The following is a 16,805-nucleotide window of genomic DNA, read 5'->3' on the forward strand; positions in this document are numbered from 1 at the left end:
TTAGAAATGGTACTATCTAAGTAGGAAAAATGCGAAGGTTTTGCCCTGTTGAACCTGAAAAGGAGCGTTTTAAATGGGTTTATTAGATAAAGTGTTTGATGCAAATAAAAAAGAAGTAAAAAAGCTTGAGAAAATGGCAGAAAAAGTTGAAGCGCTTGCGGATGAGACGGCAGCGCTCTCGGATGCTGCATTAAAAGCGAAAACGGAAGAATTTAAAGAGCGGTATCAAAAAGGCGAATCGCTTGATAAGCTTTTGACAGAAGCGTTTGCGGTTGTGCGGGAAGCGGCGAAACGAGTGCTCGGTCTTTATCCTTACCGGGTGCAGCTCATGGGGGGGATTGCCCTGCATGAAGGCAATATTTCCGAGATGAAAACCGGTGAAGGGAAAACGCTGACGGCGACGATGCCGGTTTATTTAAATGCGATTTCCGGTAAAGGGGTTCATGTTATTACCGTCAATGAATATTTAGCGTCCCGTGATGCGGAAGAAATGGGCCGTCTTTATGAATTTCTCGGCTTAACCGTTGGCTTAAATTTAAACAGTTTATCGAAAGAACAGAAAAAAGAAGCGTATGAATCAGACATTACGTACGGAACGAATAACGAATTCGGTTTTGATTATTTGCGCGACAACATGGTGTTGTATAAAGAGCATAAAGTGCAGCGGCCGCTTCACTATGCCGTCATCGATGAAGTCGATTCCATCTTAGTCGATGAAGCGCGGACACCGCTGATCATTTCCGGCCAGGCAGCGAAATCAACACAGCTGTATATTCACGCGTTTTCATTTGTCCGCACGTTAAAAGAAGAAGATGATTTTACGGTGGACATTAAAACGAAAAGCGTGCTGTTAACAGAAGAAGGGATGACGAAGGCAGAAAAAGCATTCGGCATCGAAAACTTATTTGATTTAAAACACGTCGGTTTAAATCATCATATTACACAGGCATTAAAAGCGCGTATTACGATGCACCGTGATGTTGATTACGTCGTTCAGGACGGCGAAGTGGTGATCGTTGACCAGTTTACCGGCCGTTTAATGAAAGGGCGCCGCTATTCTGATGGGCTTCATCAAGCGATTGAAGCGAAAGAAGGCGTCAACATTCAAAATGAAAGCATGACGATGGCGACGATCACATTTCAGAACTATTTCCGCATGTATGAAAAGCTATCCGGGATGACCGGTACGGCGAAAACCGAAGAAGAAGAGTTCCGCAATATTTACAATATGCGTGTTATTGCGATTCCGACAAACCGTCCAATTGCGCGGGATGACCGGGCCGATTTAATTTATGCGACGATGAATGGCAAATTTATGGCAGTCGCGGAAGATATTTATGAGCGTTATCAGAAAAAGCAGCCCGTTCTAGTCGGGACTGTTGCGATCGAAACGTCCGAACTTATTTCTGCTCATTTAAAGAAAAAGGGCGTTCCACATAATGTGTTAAATGCGAAAAATCATGAAAGAGAAGCTGAAATTATTTTAAATGCGGGTCAGCCGGGTGCGGTTACGATTGCCACGAACATGGCTGGACGCGGAACCGATATTAAACTTGGTGATGGCGTAAAAGACCTTGGCGGCTTGGCGGTTATCGGAACTGAGCGCCATGAGTCACGCCGGATTGACAATCAGCTCCGCGGGCGTTCCGGGCGGCAGGGCGATCCGGGTGTAACGCAGTTTTATTTATCGATGGAAGATGAATTGATGCGCCGTTTCGGCTCGGATAACATGAAGTCGATGATGGCAAAACTCGGTATGGATGACACGCAGCCCATTCAAAGCAAAATGGTTTCCCGTGCAGTCGAATCTGCGCAAAAACGCGTGGAAGGGAACAACTTTGATGCGCGGAAACGGCTTCTTGAATATGATGATGTATTACGCCAGCAGCGTGAAATTATTTACAAGCAGCGTGATGAAGTGCTGGAATCCGAAAACTTGCGCAACATTTTAGAGGACATGGTAACAAAAGCGATTGCCGCAACCATTGCGGCACATGCGAACGATGATGAGGCAGCGGAACCGTTTAACGCAGAAGGCATTGCGGATACTGTGAACGCGAACCTGCTTGAAGAAGGCGCGGTTTCAGCAGATGAACTTCGCGGCCAGAGCCTCGATACGATCAGCGGCATCATTACGGGAAAAGTAATGAAACGCTACAATGAGCGTGAAGAACAGCTTGGTGCCGAGCAAATGCGTGAATTTGAAAAAGTCGTTCTGCTTCGTGCGGTCGATTCAAAATGGATTAACCATATCGATGCGATGGACCAGCTTCGCCAGGGCATTCATTTACGTGCGTACGGCCAAATTGATCCGCTTCGCGAGTATCAAAACGAAGGTTTTGCGATGTTTGAACAAATGATTGAAGCGATTAATGAAGAAGCGTCTAAATACGTCATGAAAGCGGAAATCCGCAGCAATCTGGAGCGGCAGGAAGTCGCAAAAGGGCAAGCGGTTAATCCGAAAGAAGACGAAGGCGCGAAAAAGAAAAAACCGCTCCGCAAAGCACCGGAAATCGGCCGTAATGAGCTATGTCCGTGCGGAAGCGGCAAGAAATTTAAAAACTGTCATGGACTTCAAGAGTAACAGGTGCGGCTAATCTTCACGAAGCTCTTATAAAATTAACCCGAGGTGGATCAGATGGAACTATTTGAAATTCGTAACACGCTTGACAATTCAGCCGAAAAATTGGCGGACTTCAGGGGGTCTCTTTGACTTAGAAAACAAAGAGGCTCGAATGGCGGAACTTGAAGACCGCATGCTTGACCCTGATTTTTGGAACGACCAGAATGGTGCCCAAACGGTCATCAATGAATCGAATGCATTGAAAGAGATGGTCAATGAATATAAGGACCTTGTGGAGACACAGGAAAATCTTGAAATGACTCATGAGTTATTAAAAGAAGAAAATGACGCGGATTTGCATGCAGAACTTACTGAGGAAATGAAAAAATTCAGTACACGTCTTGAAAATTATGAGCTGCAGATGCTTCTTAGCGAGCAGCATGATAAAAACAACGCAATCCTTGAGCTTCATCCGGGCGCCGGCGGAACCGAGTCGCAGGACTGGGCATCGCTGCTGCTTCGCATGTATACACGCTGGGCGGAAAAGCGCGGCTTCAAAGTGGAAACAATCGATTACCTGCCGGGCGATGAAGCGGGTGTGAAAAGTGTTACCCTGCTGATTAAAGGCCATAACGCATACGGCTATTTAAAAGCGGAAAAAGGCGTTCACCGTCTCGTACGGATTTCACCATTTGATTCATCAGGCCGCCGTCATACGTCTTTCGTGTCGTGTGAAGTGATGCCGGAATTTAACGAAGAAATCGAGATCGACATTCGGACGGAAGATTTGAAAATTGATACGTACCGGGCGAGCGGCGCCGGTGGCCAGCATATTAATACGACGGATTCCGCTGTCCGGATTACTCACATCCCGACAGGTGTTGTTGTGACGTGCCAAACCGAACGTTCGCAAATTAAAAACCGTGAGCATGCGATGAAAATGCTCAAAGGTAAATTGTATCAGCGCCGGCTGGAAGAGCAGGAAGCCGAGCTTCTGGAAATCCGCGGCGAGCAAAAAGAAATCGGCTGGGGAAGCCAGATCCGTTCCTACGTCTTCCATCCGTATTCTATGGTGAAAGACCACCGGACAAACGAAGAAACAGGGAACATTCAAGCGGTTATGGATGGCGATATTAGTGCATTCATTAATGCCTATCTTCGCTCCCGCTTATAATAAAAAAGCTGTCTCAGCCGAGGCAGCTTTTTTGTTGATTAAAAATAAAACAACTTTGAAAAGTTACACAAAATAAGGCTGAATCGCATGAAATGAGTCCAATTCGCACCATAGCATGAGAACATCGCACAAAACAAGCCTAATGGCACTACATTTTTATCCAGCCATCATTGTGATTGCCGGTCCTGCTGTTCCCAATGCGCAAGAGAAGGGTACGGGTCAAATGCCCACTCGGTCCGGCCGTTGTACTTGTACATGCCGTAATGAAGATGAGGCGGGAATAAACCAGATGTGCCCTGCTTGCCGTAGCCGGAGCTGCCTACATATCCAATGACGGTGCCAGGCTTTACAATCATGCCTTCTTTAATGTTCTCTGCAAAGCCGGACAGGTGGGCAAAATAATGATACACATTTTGAGCGTCACGTATGCCAATCCGCCACCCTCCATATTCGTTCCATCCTTTTACTTCAATGACTCCGTATGTTGTGGCCTGGACTGGAACACCATAAGAAGCGAAAAGATCCGTTCCTTCATGAATGCGCCGTCCGCCCCAGCCCCGTTTATCACCCCACGTGCTCCGGTAGCTGTAATCATGCCCAAGCGGCAGCGGAAAGGAGTGATCATCAAGCTGAATTTTATCAAAGTGTTGATATAGTGCAGCAATAGTCAGTATCTGCTTAACCGTTTCGTCTTTTTTATAATAGCTTTTTAACGATTTCTGAATGTCTTTTTCTGTGAAGCCATGTTTCGTTAATACATGCGCCATCGTATAAAAGACATCATCTGGGTTATCGGGATCGGCTTTTCCATCCTCGTTTCCATCCTGGCCGTATCCGCCAAAAAAAGAAATAAGCGCCGGTGTTGTCGTTTTTTTCATCGGGTTCAGCTTTCCAGCCCAAAATGCACGGGAAAAGTGTATAGCAGCTGGACCGTCTTTATCCGGAATATCATCACGGACAACTTGAATATTGCGTTCATACTGATTAACGGCGGCGAGATAATACCAGGGCAGCAACGTTGTTTTTTCAACTTTTTCATAATACGCCATCCGTTCGTTTAAAAGATCCTCTGCTGAAACGGGCAAAGCAAAGAAAAAATAAAAGGCGAGGCATGCCACTGGCAGCCGGCTCCACTTTGACATTTACACACCCCTCCGTTCTTTTACACCGCTTATCGTGCCCATCTGCCCGTCAACATTTCCTGTTAGTTGTTGGATGAATAAACAGCGTTTTTTATTGCCATGCTATAGGTGTTCAAATGAAAAGAGGAGGAAAAAACATGACAGTTATTAGTGATGTAAAACAAACAATGGCCGGTCTTAAAACGGTACAGGCAAGCTTTGAAACGTTTTCGCTCAGCACAGATAATCAGCAGGCAAAAAAGCTTTATCAGGATGCGGCGCAGCAAACTCAAACCATTATTGACCAGTTCGCTCCTCGCATTGATCAAATTCTGCAGGAAGAGCCTCAATATAAACAACTATAAAAGTGAAAAAGGTTGGTTTTATTAACCAGCCTTTTTCTTCCTTTTATTAAATAAACAGATGATTGTAAGAAATAAAAGAGGAAGTGAATGACATGTCAGATAATCAAAAAAAAGAATTAACACCGGTACAGCAGGAATATCAGGAGCTTCAACAACAGAGAGAAACAAAAAGACCTGTTGTAAGAAACTGTATAAACGCTTTTCTCGTTGGTGGTTTGATCTGCGTGGTCGGGCAGGCAATTCAATACTTTTATATTTTCTTTTTTGATTTTACGGAAAAAACAACTGGCAATCCAACGGCAGGTACAATGATTTTCATCGCGATGCTTTTGACGGGATTTGGTGTTTATGACCGCATTGCGCAATTTGCCGGAGCCGGATCGGCGGTTCCACTAACAGGGTTCGGAAACGCGGTTATCTCAGCAGCTATTGAGCACCGGACGGAAGGGTTTGTGCTGGGGGTGGGCGGTAATATGTTTAAGCTGGCTGGCTCAGTTATTTTATTTGGTGTTTTTTCTGCTTTTGTCGTGGCAACAATTAAAACACTTTTAACAATGTGGGGTGGTTTGTAATGTTAGCCGGTCATCGCACATGGGTTTTTGACCAAAAACCGGTCATTATGGCCACAGGAACAGTCGGAGGCCCATTTGAAGCGGATGGGATGCTGGCAGATGATTTTGATCTCCTTCACAGCGATTTATGGCTGGAACAGGAATCTTACGAAAAAGCCCATAAAGTACTCTTCGAAGAAGCCTGCCTAAAAGCAATGGAAAAAGGGGGACTTCGGAAAGAGCAGGTTCAATTTATCCTTGGGGGGGATTTAATTAACCAGATTACCCCGACCAGTTTCGCCTGCCATACATTAGGTGCACCGTACATCGGCTTATTTGGCGCCTGTTCAACATCAATGGAAGGACTGGCACTTGGAGCTTTAATAGTAAATTCAAAAAGTGCGAAGTATTTACTGACGGGAGCTTCAAGTCATAATGCCGCCGTTGAAAAGCAGTTTCGTTACCCAACGGAATATGGCGGACAAAAGCCGCCTACTGCTCAATGGACGGTAACAGGTGCCGGTGCTGCCTTGTTAAGCGATGAAGGAGAGGGACCGCGTGTTACATCCGCTACGATTGGGCGTGTAGTGGATATGGGACTGACAGATCCATTTAATATGGGTGGTGCCATGGCGCCGGCTGCGGTTGATACGATCGAAGCACACTTAACCGATCGAAATGTAGATCCTTCCTATTACGACCTTATTGTAACCGGTGATTTAGGGAAAATCGGACATGAAGTGTCGCTTGATTTATTTAAAAAACATGGTACTGCGATACAAGAAGAACAATATAAAGATTGCGGAATGATGATTTACCGGGAAGGGCAGCCTGTTCTCTCGGGAGCAAGCGGACCAGCCTGCTCGGCAACCGTTGTATATGGACACCTGCTCAACCGGATGAAAAAGGGGGAGTTTAAACGAATACTCGTTGTCGCAACAGGTGCTTTACTGTCTCCGCTAAGCTTTCAGCAAGGGGAAACGATTCCTTGTATTGCTCATGCCGTTTCAATTGAATTCGGCGAATAAAGAAGAAGGAGGAGATGAAATGACCGTTGCATCAGAAGTAAAGCAGTGCTTATCCAGCTTGAAAGGAATTGAGGCCAGTTTATCGACTTTAGCGATGCTCTCGCAGGACAATGAATCGAAAAGAACGCTGCACAGCGCCATGATGACAGTAAGTGAAACAGTAGCGGACGTGCAAAAAAGAGTCGGAGAATTGGAACGGGAAGAAGGGCAGTATAAAGGGTTTTAAACGAACGAATTTTTGCAGGAGGTGATAAGCCGTGCCGGAGTGGGTAGAAATTGTACTGCGGGGGCTTTTGTTTTTAGTCGTTCTTTTTGCCATTACAAAGTTACTTGGGAAAAAGCAGCTTTCCCAGCTATCTTTTTTTGAATATGTTACCGGGATTACGATTGGGAGTATTGGGGCGGAGGTTGTAACGGGACTGGAACGAAACATTATGCATGGAATACTCGGACTAGTGGTTTTTGCGGGTATCCCTTTTTTAGCAGGCATGATTTCGTTAAAAAGCAAAAAGTTTCGTGACCTCATGGAAGGTAAAGGGGTCGTATTTATTAAAAACGGAAAAATTATGGAGGAAAATTTAAAAAAAGAACGATATACAACGGACGAATTACTGGAGCTGCTACGCAAAAAGGATGTTTTTCAAGTTGCGGATGTGGAATTTGCCGTATTAGAAGCCACCGGTGATTTAAGTGTTTTGCTGAAAAAAGAAAACCAGCCGTTGACAGCAAAAGATTTGGGTGTAAAAGTCGCGCCTATAAAGGAGCCGCAGACCGTCATTATGGACGGGAAAGTACTTGATGAACCATTGTCAACGGTTAACTTAAGCAGGGGATGGCTGAAAACAGAGTTAGACAAGCTGGGGGTGGCCATTGAGAATGTTTTTCTCGGCCAAGTGGATTCCTCCGGTCAATTAACGGTTGATCTTTTTGATGATAAACTTGAGGTCCCGCCTCCTCAGGAAAAGCCGCTGCTGCTTGCGGCGATGAAAAAATGCCAGGCTGATCTGGAATTATTTTCTTTTTCAACAGAAGCGAAAGAAGCGAAAGAAATGTATGCAAAAAATAGTGAAAAGCTGCAAAAGACAATAGATCAAGTGACCACCATCTTGAAAGGATAATGGTGGTCTTTTTTATGAGTAAACGGTCAAAACATGCACATCATCTATAAAAATTCATTTCTTTCCGTTTTTTATAGGATAAATGAGGGAAATGTTCCCTAGAAACCAATCTTGCTTATTTCGTCACGAGTACGTACGTTTTTAAAACAGCAGATTTTGGTATACTAACGGTGGATTTCATACAAAAGAGGGGGATTACCATTGGAATTTAAAAAATCAGTATTGGCGCTTATGTTGGGCTCATCTATTATGCTGGCGGCATGCGGTGGCGGAGACGATGCGGCGAAAGATACAGCCGATGACGCAACGGTAGAAGAAACGGAAACAGAAGCGCCGGCAACGGATGAAGGCACGGAAGAAACAACTGCTTCCGCCGGTGAAGAAGTGTATCAGCAAAGCTGTTTAAGCTGCCACGGCGGCAATCTTGAAGGCGGATTTGGTCCGGCACTTGACAAAGCAGGCGCAGAATACAGCAAAGATGAGATTTTAGACATTATTCATAACGGAAAAGGACAAATGCCGCCAAACGTTGTAGAAGGCGAAGAAGCTGAAGCTGTAGCAGCATGGCTTGCAGAAAAAAAATAATGAATGAAAAAAGAGCTGACTGGAGTCGGCTCTTTAGGCTGTCGACAAAGTCGGCAGCCATTTTTCATTTTAAAAAAGACCCCAATATCTAGAAGTTTTCAGGCGCCGGAAATCTAAATATGGTGCCGTTAAAAGTCCAGTGATCTTCTCTTCATTCATTTTGTGGAGAAAAGAGGTGTGTCTATACTTTGAAGCGTCCATCAAGGCGCTTTTTTTGTTTGTTAAAAAGCAAAACAATGTTACGTAATGAAATGAATCTGTAACAAATTCTTTTCATTGTGACAAAAGAAAGAGTGTTATAATGTTTTTTGGGCGGCAAAAGAGGGTAATAAGCGCCCCGAATTAAAGAAACAAGGTGATGTAATGATCGATATGCAAGGCGTGACAAAAAAATACCCAAACGGAGTCACTGCACTATCAGGCGTTGATGTCACGATAAAGCAAGGAGAGTTCGTATATATTGTCGGTCCGAGCGGTGCCGGGAAATCAACTTTTATTAAATTAATATATCGAGAAGAAAAGCCAACTGGCGGAACGGTTATAGTTGGCGGGATGAATATTGCAACATTAAAACAGCGGTCCATTCCAGCGCTGAGACGGAAAGTCGGGGTTGTCTTCCAGGATTTTAAGCTTCTGCCGCTTTTAAATGTATATGAAAATGTGGCATTTGCACTTGAAGTGATTGAGGAAGAGCCCGCTGTCATTCGCAAACAGGTGATGGAAGTATTGGATTTGGTGGGATTGAAACATAAAGCCCGCATGCTGCCGACAGAGTTGTCTGGCGGCGAACAGCAGCGAATTGCGATTGCCCGCTCGATCGTTAATGACCCAAAGGTGGTCATCGCCGATGAACCGACAGGGAATCTGGATCCAGACACATCGTGGGATATTATGCGGTTATTTGAAACCATCAATGAACGTGGAACCACCATTGTGATGGCAACGCACAATAAAGATATTGTGAATACGATTCGCCGCCGCGTGATTGCAATTGAAAATGGACGGATTGTCCGGGATGAACAGCGGGGTGATTACGGCTATGAAGCCTAGAACATTTCGCCGTCATTTTAGAGAAAGTTTTAAAAACCTTCGTCGTAACGGCTGGATGACATTCGCGGCTGTCTCGGCTGTTACAGTAACACTGCTATTAACCGGTATTTTCCTTGTCATTATGCTTAATTTAAACAAAATAGGCACAGATATTGAAAACGATGTGGAAATTCGTGTTCACGTGAAGCTGGATGCAGCTGAAGCTGATAAAGAGCAGCTGAGGACGCAAATTGAAAATCTGCCTGAAGTTGAAGATGTCGAGTATTCGTCAAAAGAACAGGAACTGCAAAACCTCATTAAAGATATGGGCAGCGACTACACATTGTTTGAACAAAGTAATCCGCTGTACGATGTATTTGTAGTGAAAACAGTACGGCCGCAGGAGACACCAGGGGCAGCGCGGAAAATCGAGCAGTTTTCTCAAACAGAAAAAGCGGTGTATGGAGAAGAAAAGGTTGAAAACTTATTCAGCTTTATGAAAACAGCACGAAACGTTGGGGTTGTCCTCGTAGCAGGCCTTCTGTTTACTGCGATGTTTTTAATCTCAAACACAATTAAAATTACTATTTTTGCCCGCCGGAAAGAAATTGAAATTATGAAACTCGTCGGAGCAACAAACTGGTTTATTCGCTGGCCGTTTTTATTGGAAGGATTATGGATCGGGCTGCTAGGTTCGATTATCCCGATTACAGCGGTTGCAGTTGGTTATTATTATGCGGAGCAAGCGATTTCAGCTAAGCTCACCGGACATTTCGTTGAATTTATTGGTTACATTCCACTTGTTGTGCCAGTGACGGCTCTTATGCTTGTCATTGCGGTTTTTATCGGCATCTGGGGCAGCTTTATTTCAGTCAGACGCTTTTTGAATGTATAAAGAAAAATGGATACAGGGACGAGAGGGGTCAATCAGTTGAAAAGACGTTCATACATGGCGCTTGCAGTCGCAGCGTCACTCGGATTCAGCTTTGCAGGGGGGGCTTCTGCGGAAAGTTTGTCTGACCTGCAAAAGCGTCAGCAGCAAATTGAGTCGCAAAAATCCGGACTAGAAAACAACATTACCGAAAAAGAACAAACAATTTCTGAACTTCAGCAGCAACAGGACAGCGTAACAGCCCAAATCCGTAAGCTGGACAGCGCCATCACAGAATCAGAGTCAAAGATTCGTGCGAAAGAACAAGAAATCGCTGAAACGAAAGCAGAGATTGAACGGCTTCGTGCGGAAATCGAAGAATTAAAGATTCGTATTGCAGAGCGTACCGTTGTCTTGGAAGACCGCGCCCGCTCGATCCAGCAAAGCGGCGGATCAGCAAGCTACATTGATGTTTTGCTGGGTGCTGAAAGCTTTAGTGATTTTGTCAATCGTGCAACAGCGGTAACGACGCTTGTTAATGCAGATAAAGATATTTTGCAAGAGCAGGAAAACGATAAAAAGCAGCTTGAAGCAAATGAACAAAAAGTAAAAGAGCAGCTTGCGAGTTTAGAAGAGATGCTTGCCGAACTGGAAAAAATGAATGCAGAGCTCCAAAAGCAGCGCACGGCTAAAAATAATGTCATGAAAGGGCTCGTGGCAGATGAGCATGAAGCACATGAACAAAAGCTGAGTCTTGAAGAAGAACAGAGTCTGCTTGATTCACAGGAAGCGTCTATTCAGGCTGCTATCAAGGCAGAAAAAGCGCGTATTGTGGAAGAAGAGCGCGCTGCAGCTGCTGCTGCGGCAGAGAAAAAGAAAGCAGAGAAAAAGAAAGCAGAGGAAGCAGCAGCTTCTGCAAAAGCGTCAGCAGAGTCTTCTGCTTCAAAAGCGGCTGTGGCTGAAAAAACTTCAGAGCCAGATCCGGCTCCGGCTCCTCGTGCAACAGAAGCACCTGCTGATTCAGGCGGCATGTTTATGCGTCCGGCACAAGGAACATTCACATCAGGTTTTGGGCAGCGTTCTTTAGGTGATCATAAAGGCATCGATATCGCGAATAGCGCAAGTGTGCCGATTGTTGCAGCGGCAGATGGTGTTGTCAGCCGTTCGTATTACTCGGATACATACGGAAATGCGATCTTTATTTCACACTCTATTAATGGACAAGTGTACACAACTGTATACGGGCACCTGTCAGAACGTGTTGTGAATAGCGGAAGTGTGTCAAAAGGCCAGACAATCGGATATATGGGCAATACAGGCCGTTCTTACGGTCAGCACCTTCACTTTGAAATTCATAAAGGTCCCTGGACACTCGGAAAAGAAAATGCTGTAGATCCGGCGCAATATATTAGTTTTTAATGATCAGTGCCTGTTCCCCACCGCTTTGACGCGTTTTGGGGAACAGGCACTTTTTTATTACTATAGGCGGCGTGCTCTTCCCCCTTCTTCCTTTTGTGCATACGCTGTAAGAGTAACGAGCAGGGAGGTGGATTAGCATGAGCGAATACAAAGACAACGGGTACGGCAGTGGTTTCGCGTTGGTGGTCGTGTTGTTCATTTTGCTTATCATCGTAGGCGCCGCTTATATTGGCTGGGGCAGCTGATGAATGAAAAGCCGCTGAACAGGCGGCTTTTTTTGTTTTATACCCATATGTGTATATAATGAATGAAAAAGAGTCATATGATATGATAGAAAGGATAAAATATGGATGTTATTCAAATTGGGAATATAACGTTTCCTGTCGCGCAGCCAGCCGTGGCGCTTGCTTTATTTGGATCATGGCTGTATGCACGCTTAATCATCAGTAAAGCATTCTCAGAACAGGTAAGCAGTGCGGCATTTCTTTTTATTGCTGTTTGGAAATTAAGTATTTTGTTATTTCAATTTGACCTTGTTGTTAAAGCGCCATTATCCCTTCTTTATTTTAATGGCGGTACAAATGGTTTTATTCTTGGCATTGCAGCGGCTCTTGCTTATATGTGGATGAAAAAAATGTCCGCCTATAAAGCGGCACTGGTCTGGGCGGTCATGGTCGTTATTTATCCGCTCGCGTTTGCTCTGTTAAGTGGGTCATGGACTTATTGGGATGGAATTCAAGCAGCCGGAAGCATGCTCTTTTTCTTTGTCGCCAAAGAAGGTGTGGAGCGTGCGCTTATTTTACTGCTGTTTTGGCAGCTGCTTTTTTTGTCAGCGGATGGACAGGCTTTTGGCGCCGAAGCAATCGTATATACAGTCGTTACGGCTTATATTATCATTTGGAGGAAAAAGACATGAGCAAAAAGTGGTTTGGCATTTTGCTGATTGCTTTATTAGTCGGTATTGCCGGCTTTAATTTATACAATGACCGTAAAGAGGTCACCGATATCGGAGAAGCGGGCATTGCAGTTAATAATGACCAAAATGGGATAGAAGTTGGTGACAAAGCGCCTGACTTTACACTGCAGAGAGTAGATGGAAAAGAAGTCAAACTATCGGATTACGAAGGGAAAAAAGTTTTTTTAAATTTCTGGGCAACGTGGTGCCCTCCGTGTAAAGCGGAAATGCCGCATATGCAGTCTTTTTATGAGGAAAAACCGGAGAACGTTGAAATTTTAGCGGTTAATGTAGAAGAAAGCAATGAGAAAGCGAAGGATTTTGCTGATCAATATGAATTAACGTTCCCAGTTTTAATGGACAAGGATGGTACAGTGGCAGAAATATATGAAGTATATACGATCCCGACCACATATGTGTTAAATGAAGACGGCACGGTGCATCAGAAAATCGTGGGCCCGATGGATGAGCCAATGATGAAAGAACTTGTAAAGTAATCCGCCTTTTCAAAAGGCGGATTTGTTTTTGTGCAATTTTCGGAATATAATAAACAGGTGAAAAGGAGTGGGAACCATGGATTCATTTAATACAAAAGCTGTACACGGCGAAAAGCTGCCAAAAAATATTCAAAGCAAAGTGACGCCGATTTACCAGACATCGGTTTTTTCATTTGATAGTTTAGAAGAAATGGAAGGCTATTATAACGGCGAAGCGCCGTATTTATATACACGAGTTGGCAACCCAAACGCGGACGAGCTGGCTAACGTGACGGCACGGCTTGAAGGTGCCCCGGCTGGTGTCGCTGCATCGTCAGGACTAGGTGCCATTATGGCAGCGTTGCTTGCCGTAGCGAAAAGCGGCGACCACATCGTGGCGGCACGGGACGTTTATGGCGGCACATTTTATATGCTGAAAGAAGAACTGGCGCGGATGGGCATTGACACATCATTTGTGGATTTTGAAGATGAAAAGGCGATCAAGGCAGCAATTCGTCCGGAAACGGTCATTTTATATACAGAATCGATTACAAATCCGTTTTTACGCGTTGAAAATTTAGCATTCATATCAGCGCTCGCAAAAGAAAAAGAACTCGTGTTTATTGTAGACAATACGTTTGCAACGCCATATCTTGTAAAGCCTTTTGAGCTGGGCGCGGACATGATCGTTCATTCTGCGACAAAATATATCGGCGGACATAGCGACGTTTCAGCAGGTGTTGTGGTCGGAAAAGAAGAATATATAGCAGCTGCACGCAGCCGGGTTGTGAACATTGGCTTAAATTTAAGCCCATTTGAGTCGTGGCTTGCCTGCCGGGGAGCAAAGACGCTTGGTTTGCGGATGGAACGCCAGTCAGCGAATGCGCAGAAAGTGTCGGACTGGCTCAGCACACAGCCGAAGGTAAAAAACGTATTTTACCCAAAAGGCGTATCCAAAAAAGGCAACGGCGCCATTGTCACGATTCATTTAGCCGATCAGGCCGATGAATCTGCTTTTTTCCGTTCGCTTGGCTGGATTCAAATTGTCCCTTCCTTAGCAGGTGTTGAAACATCTGTTTCATGGCCGTTTGGCACGTCTCATCGTTCGCTTACGGCTGGAGAAAAAGCGGCAGTCGGTGTGTCGGAAAAGACCGTGCGCATTTCAATCGGTATTGAAGAAGCAGAAGATATTATTAAGGAGCTTGAAAAGGCGCTGAACGAAGCTTGATGAAAAAGCGTCATAAGTCTGTTAACGATTGCACGAACTTTCTGATACAATAAAGAGAAAGACTTTTGTGCAACGCTTTGGAGGGACTTTTATGGCTTTGGACTGGCTTATGCAGCTCGGTGCTGCGGCAGGAAAATTATTGCTTCATCCTATCTTTTATTTTTCATTTATTCTCGCTTTTATCGTTGGCATGTTTCGTGTCACACGTGAGCGCAAAGATTTCGACACGCGCGTGTATGACATATATCAGGAAATCCGTTTTATTTTGCCGTCCAGCTTAGCGGTCGGTTTGGTATTATCATTGATCGGACTTACGCTTGGGCTGGCACTCCCGGCTGATCTGTTAAGTTTTATTGCTGCATTGTTCATTATCTTCAGCATTGGCGGTTTTTTCCTTCTATCGCCTGCATGGACATTAACAGCCGCATACGCCGTTTTTTTCCTGTCTGAACGGCTCGGTTATTCGTTTATTTCCTATGAATCTCTTAAAATGAGTGCCATCTTGACCATTTTAGCGGTCTTAACGGCTCTTCTCGTCATAGCAGAAGGCGTGCTTATCCGCAAGCGCGGTCATCAAGGGACATCTCCCCGTTTGGAAATAAGCAAGCGGGGGCAAAAAACGGCTGTTCACCTTGCCCGCCGCCTTTGGCTCGTGCCCGTCTTTTTGCCGGTACCGGCAAGCCGCCCTCTTGATTCATTTGCGGACTGGTGGCCGATCATTCCAATTGGGGCAGAAAGCTACTACCTTGTTTTGTTTCCATTTTTAATTGGCTTTTCAATGACGATCCGCAGTACACTGCCGGAGCTCGCTGTGCAGTCGACAGGCAGAAGTGTGATTTTTGCAGGCATCCTTGCTTTGCTTATAGCAGCAGGCTCTTATTGGGTATGGCAGCTTTCGGCTATAGCCGTTCTGTTTGCTGCCGTTGCTAGAATCGCAATCACCCGCCGCCACTACAGCTATGAAAAGCATCGCCCGTACTTTTTTACAACGCAGCCTAAAGGGATTATGATTGTTGGGGTACTGCCTGGAGCTCTTGCCCGGAAAATGGGGCTTGTCATTGGTGAGATCATCACTAAAGTAAACGGTATACCAGTCCATACAGAGCCGGAATTTTATAAAGCACTGCAAAAAAATGCAGCGTATTGCAAGCTTGAAGTCATTGGGAAAAACGGCCAGCTGCGATTTGTGCAAGGCTCTATTTATGAAAATGAGCATCATGAGCTTGGGCTGCTGTTTGCACCTGAAGAAAAAGAATATATGGATGACTCCGTGTTTTCTGATTAAACGTCCTCAATCAAGAGGGCGTTTTTTATTTTTTTAAAAATTATTGTATAACAGTTGTTGACTTATTATCACTGTTATAATACAATGAATTTAACAGCAACACACTAATAAAAAATTAAAGGAGGAAATCAACATGATGCCATTAGAATTTTACCGTAACATTCCAGGAAAAGAGTGCTGCCAGTGTGGTTCACAAATAACAGAACAGCACGAGTCTTATCACACAGAATGTGAGCGCTGCTTAAGCAAAATAGAGGAGTAACTGTATTGAACAATGTAACCGAATTCATTTGAAAAATCCGTCTGTTTCTTAACTAACAGAGCGGATTTTTCTTTTTTTTCTGTTTATTTATCGTTAAAATGTAGAAAAAGGAGTGGGTGTTATGGGAGTTCATACATATTTTAAAACGTTATCAGATCTGGAGCACTTATACCGCCTGCCGGGAAAATTTAAATTCCAGTCGCATAACGTAGCGGCTCATTCATTTAAAGTGACGAAAATTGCGCAGTTTTTAGGAACGGTGGAAGAAATGAACGGGGAAACAGTCGATTGGCGGTCGCTTTACGAAAAAGCGCTCAATCATGACTATGCAGAATTGTTTACCGGTGATATAAAAACACCAGTCAAATATGCGACAGTCGAGTTAAAAGAATTGTTTTCTCAAGTGGAAGAAAAAATGGCGCGACGGTTTATTGAAGCGGAATTTCCGGCAGAATTCCACGAAGCGTATTTCCGCCGTTTGAAGGAAGGGAAAGACAGCTCGCTTGAAGGACGTATTTTATCAGTAGCGGATAAAGTGGATTTACTATATGAAGCGTACGGTGAAATTTTAAAGCGCAATCCGGACCCGCTTTTTTTTGAAATTTACGAAGAGGCGCTAAACACCATCTTGAAATTTCAGGATCTTCACTGTGTTCAATATTTTATTGATCACATTATGCCCGACATGCTGGCGGAAAAATTTATGCCGCACAGCGAGCTGCGTGATTTAACAGAGCGCATTATCAGCCGGTCTGAATGAATCGGGTCTTTTCGA

General features: G+C 44.5%; 19 protein-coding genes. 18 read left to right on the top strand and 1 reads right to left on the bottom strand.

From position 1 onward, the window contains the following. Positions 1-73 precede the first annotated feature (73 nt). Positions 74-2,584 (top strand): preprotein translocase subunit SecA, encoded by a 2,511-nt coding sequence (secA, locus tag BA724_RS03300; RefSeq protein WP_069937263.1) that lies wholly within the window; start codon positions 74-76, stop codon positions 2,582-2,584. A 54-nt stretch (positions 2,585-2,638) separates the two neighbouring features. Continuing rightward, positions 2,639-3,737, top strand: a protein-coding gene (prfB, locus tag BA724_RS03305) for a peptide chain release factor 2 (RefSeq protein WP_141719860.1) whose coding sequence is annotated in 2 segments (ribosomal slippage) — positions 2,639-2,710 and positions 2,712-3,737 — 1,098 coding nt in all. Because the reading frame shifts where the segments join, the coding sequence is not laid out codon by codon here. A 167-nt stretch (positions 3,738-3,904) separates the two neighbouring features. Here prfB and BA724_RS03310 read toward each other — a convergent pair. Further along, positions 3,905-4,879 (bottom strand): M23 family metallopeptidase, encoded by a 975-nt coding sequence (locus BA724_RS03310; protein ID WP_069937264.1) that lies wholly within the window; start codon positions 4,877-4,879, stop codon positions 3,905-3,907. Between the two features lie 137 nt (positions 4,880-5,016). Here BA724_RS03310 and BA724_RS03315 point away from each other — a divergent pair, with 137 nt between their 5' ends. The 16 genes from BA724_RS03315 (at position 5,017) to BA724_RS03380 (ending at position 16,790) form a co-directional block, all read left to right on the top strand. Further along, a complete protein-coding gene (locus BA724_RS03315) occupies positions 5,017-5,223 on the top strand; it encodes a DUF1657 domain-containing protein (protein ID WP_069937265.1) in 207 nt (68 codons plus the stop codon). Between the two features lie 92 nt (positions 5,224-5,315). Beyond that, positions 5,316-5,795: a stage V sporulation protein AC gene (gene spoVAC, locus BA724_RS03320; RefSeq protein WP_069937266.1), complete on the top strand. Its 480-nt coding sequence runs from the start codon at positions 5,316-5,318 to the stop codon at positions 5,793-5,795. Next, complete coding sequence (spoVAD, locus tag BA724_RS03325; RefSeq protein ID WP_069937267.1) at positions 5,795-6,802, top strand: stage V sporulation protein AD; 1,008 nt, start codon at positions 5,795-5,797, stop codon at positions 6,800-6,802. The genes spoVAC and spoVAD overlap by 1 nt, the downstream gene beginning before the upstream one ends. A 19-nt stretch (positions 6,803-6,821) precedes the next feature. After that, entirely contained in the window at positions 6,822-7,028 is a 207-nt protein-coding gene (locus BA724_RS03330; protein ID WP_069937345.1) for a DUF1657 domain-containing protein, read from the top strand. Positions 7,029-7,059: 31 nt separating this feature from the next. After that, positions 7,060-7,920, top strand: a complete 861-nt coding sequence (locus BA724_RS03335) for a DUF421 domain-containing protein (RefSeq protein WP_069937268.1) — start codon at positions 7,060-7,062, stop codon at positions 7,918-7,920. 201 nt (positions 7,921-8,121) lie between these two features. Beyond that, positions 8,122-8,505 (top strand): cytochrome c551, encoded by a 384-nt coding sequence (gene cccB / locus BA724_RS03340; protein WP_342669984.1) that lies wholly within the window; start codon positions 8,122-8,124, stop codon positions 8,503-8,505. A gap of 363 nt (positions 8,506-8,868) precedes the next feature. After that, the gene (gene ftsE / locus BA724_RS03345; protein ID WP_069937269.1) at positions 8,869-9,555 is read left to right on the top strand and encodes a cell division ATP-binding protein FtsE; all 687 of its coding nucleotides are present in this window, start codon (positions 8,869-8,871) and stop codon (positions 9,553-9,555) included. After that, on the top strand, positions 9,545-10,429 hold the full coding sequence (gene ftsX, locus BA724_RS03350; RefSeq protein WP_069937270.1) for a permease-like cell division protein FtsX: 885 nt from the start codon (positions 9,545-9,547) through the stop codon (positions 10,427-10,429). The genes ftsE and ftsX overlap by 11 nt, the downstream gene beginning before the upstream one ends. Before the next feature lie 36 nt (positions 10,430-10,465). Next, positions 10,466-11,824 (top strand): murein hydrolase activator EnvC family protein, encoded by a 1,359-nt coding sequence (locus tag BA724_RS03355; protein WP_083256030.1) that lies wholly within the window; start codon positions 10,466-10,468, stop codon positions 11,822-11,824. 137 nt (positions 11,825-11,961) lie between these two features. Beyond that, a complete protein-coding gene (locus BA724_RS17780; RefSeq protein ID WP_083256031.1) occupies positions 11,962-12,069 on the top strand; it encodes a YjcZ family sporulation protein in 108 nt (35 codons plus the stop codon). A gap of 101 nt (positions 12,070-12,170) precedes the next feature. Further along, on the top strand, positions 12,171-12,740 hold the full coding sequence (locus BA724_RS03360) for a hypothetical protein (RefSeq protein ID WP_069937272.1): 570 nt from the start codon (positions 12,171-12,173) through the stop codon (positions 12,738-12,740). Further along, positions 12,737-13,276 (top strand): redoxin domain-containing protein, encoded by a 540-nt coding sequence (locus tag BA724_RS03365; protein WP_069937273.1) that lies wholly within the window; start codon positions 12,737-12,739, stop codon positions 13,274-13,276. Before BA724_RS03360 ends, BA724_RS03365 begins: the two co-directional genes overlap by 4 nt. A gap of 76 nt (positions 13,277-13,352) precedes the next feature. Then, on the top strand, positions 13,353-14,483 hold the full coding sequence (locus tag BA724_RS03370; RefSeq protein WP_069937274.1) for a trans-sulfuration enzyme family protein: 1,131 nt from the start codon (positions 13,353-13,355) through the stop codon (positions 14,481-14,483). A 91-nt stretch (positions 14,484-14,574) separates the two neighbouring features. After that, the gene (locus tag BA724_RS03375; RefSeq protein ID WP_069937275.1) at positions 14,575-15,768 is read left to right on the top strand and encodes a PDZ domain-containing protein; all 1,194 of its coding nucleotides are present in this window, start codon (positions 14,575-14,577) and stop codon (positions 15,766-15,768) included. Positions 15,769-15,901: 133 nt separating this feature from the next. Continuing rightward, positions 15,902-16,030 (top strand): protein YhfH, encoded by a 129-nt coding sequence (gene yhfH, locus BA724_RS17785; RefSeq protein ID WP_083256032.1) that lies wholly within the window; start codon positions 15,902-15,904, stop codon positions 16,028-16,030. Between the two features lie 121 nt (positions 16,031-16,151). Next, complete coding sequence (locus tag BA724_RS03380) at positions 16,152-16,790, top strand: YfbR-like 5'-deoxynucleotidase (RefSeq protein ID WP_069937276.1); 639 nt, start codon at positions 16,152-16,154, stop codon at positions 16,788-16,790. Positions 16,791-16,805: the final 15 nt, after the last annotated feature.

Source organism: Domibacillus iocasae, assembly GCF_001750285.1.
GTDB lineage: Bacteria > Bacillota > Bacilli > Bacillales > Domibacillaceae > Domibacillus > Domibacillus iocasae.

Coding starts and splice junctions, on each gene's coding strand:
- secA (WP_069937263.1), top strand. CDS start 74: ATGGGTTTATTAGATAAAGTGTTTGATGCAAATAAAAAAGAAGTAAAA.
- BA724_RS03310 (WP_069937264.1), bottom strand. CDS start 4,879: ATGTCAAAGTGGAGCCGGCTGCCAGTGGCATGCCTCGCCTTTTATTTT.
- BA724_RS03315 (WP_069937265.1), top strand. CDS start 5,017: ATGACAGTTATTAGTGATGTAAAACAAACAATGGCCGGTCTTAAAACG.
- spoVAC (WP_069937266.1), top strand. CDS start 5,316: ATGTCAGATAATCAAAAAAAAGAATTAACACCGGTACAGCAGGAATAT.
- spoVAD (WP_069937267.1), top strand. CDS start 5,795: ATGTTAGCCGGTCATCGCACATGGGTTTTTGACCAAAAACCGGTCATT.
- BA724_RS03330 (WP_069937345.1), top strand. CDS start 6,822: ATGACCGTTGCATCAGAAGTAAAGCAGTGCTTATCCAGCTTGAAAGGA.
- ftsE (WP_069937269.1), top strand. CDS start 8,869: ATGATCGATATGCAAGGCGTGACAAAAAAATACCCAAACGGAGTCACT.
- ftsX (WP_069937270.1), top strand. CDS start 9,545: ATGAAGCCTAGAACATTTCGCCGTCATTTTAGAGAAAGTTTTAAAAAC.
- BA724_RS17780 (WP_083256031.1), top strand. CDS start 11,962: ATGAGCGAATACAAAGACAACGGGTACGGCAGTGGTTTCGCGTTGGTG.
- BA724_RS03360 (WP_069937272.1), top strand. CDS start 12,171: ATGGATGTTATTCAAATTGGGAATATAACGTTTCCTGTCGCGCAGCCA.
- BA724_RS03365 (WP_069937273.1), top strand. CDS start 12,737: ATGAGCAAAAAGTGGTTTGGCATTTTGCTGATTGCTTTATTAGTCGGT.
- BA724_RS03370 (WP_069937274.1), top strand. CDS start 13,353: ATGGATTCATTTAATACAAAAGCTGTACACGGCGAAAAGCTGCCAAAA.
- BA724_RS03375 (WP_069937275.1), top strand. CDS start 14,575: ATGGCTTTGGACTGGCTTATGCAGCTCGGTGCTGCGGCAGGAAAATTA.
- yhfH (WP_083256032.1), top strand. CDS start 15,902: ATGATGCCATTAGAATTTTACCGTAACATTCCAGGAAAAGAGTGCTGC.
- BA724_RS03380 (WP_069937276.1), top strand. CDS start 16,152: ATGGGAGTTCATACATATTTTAAAACGTTATCAGATCTGGAGCACTTA.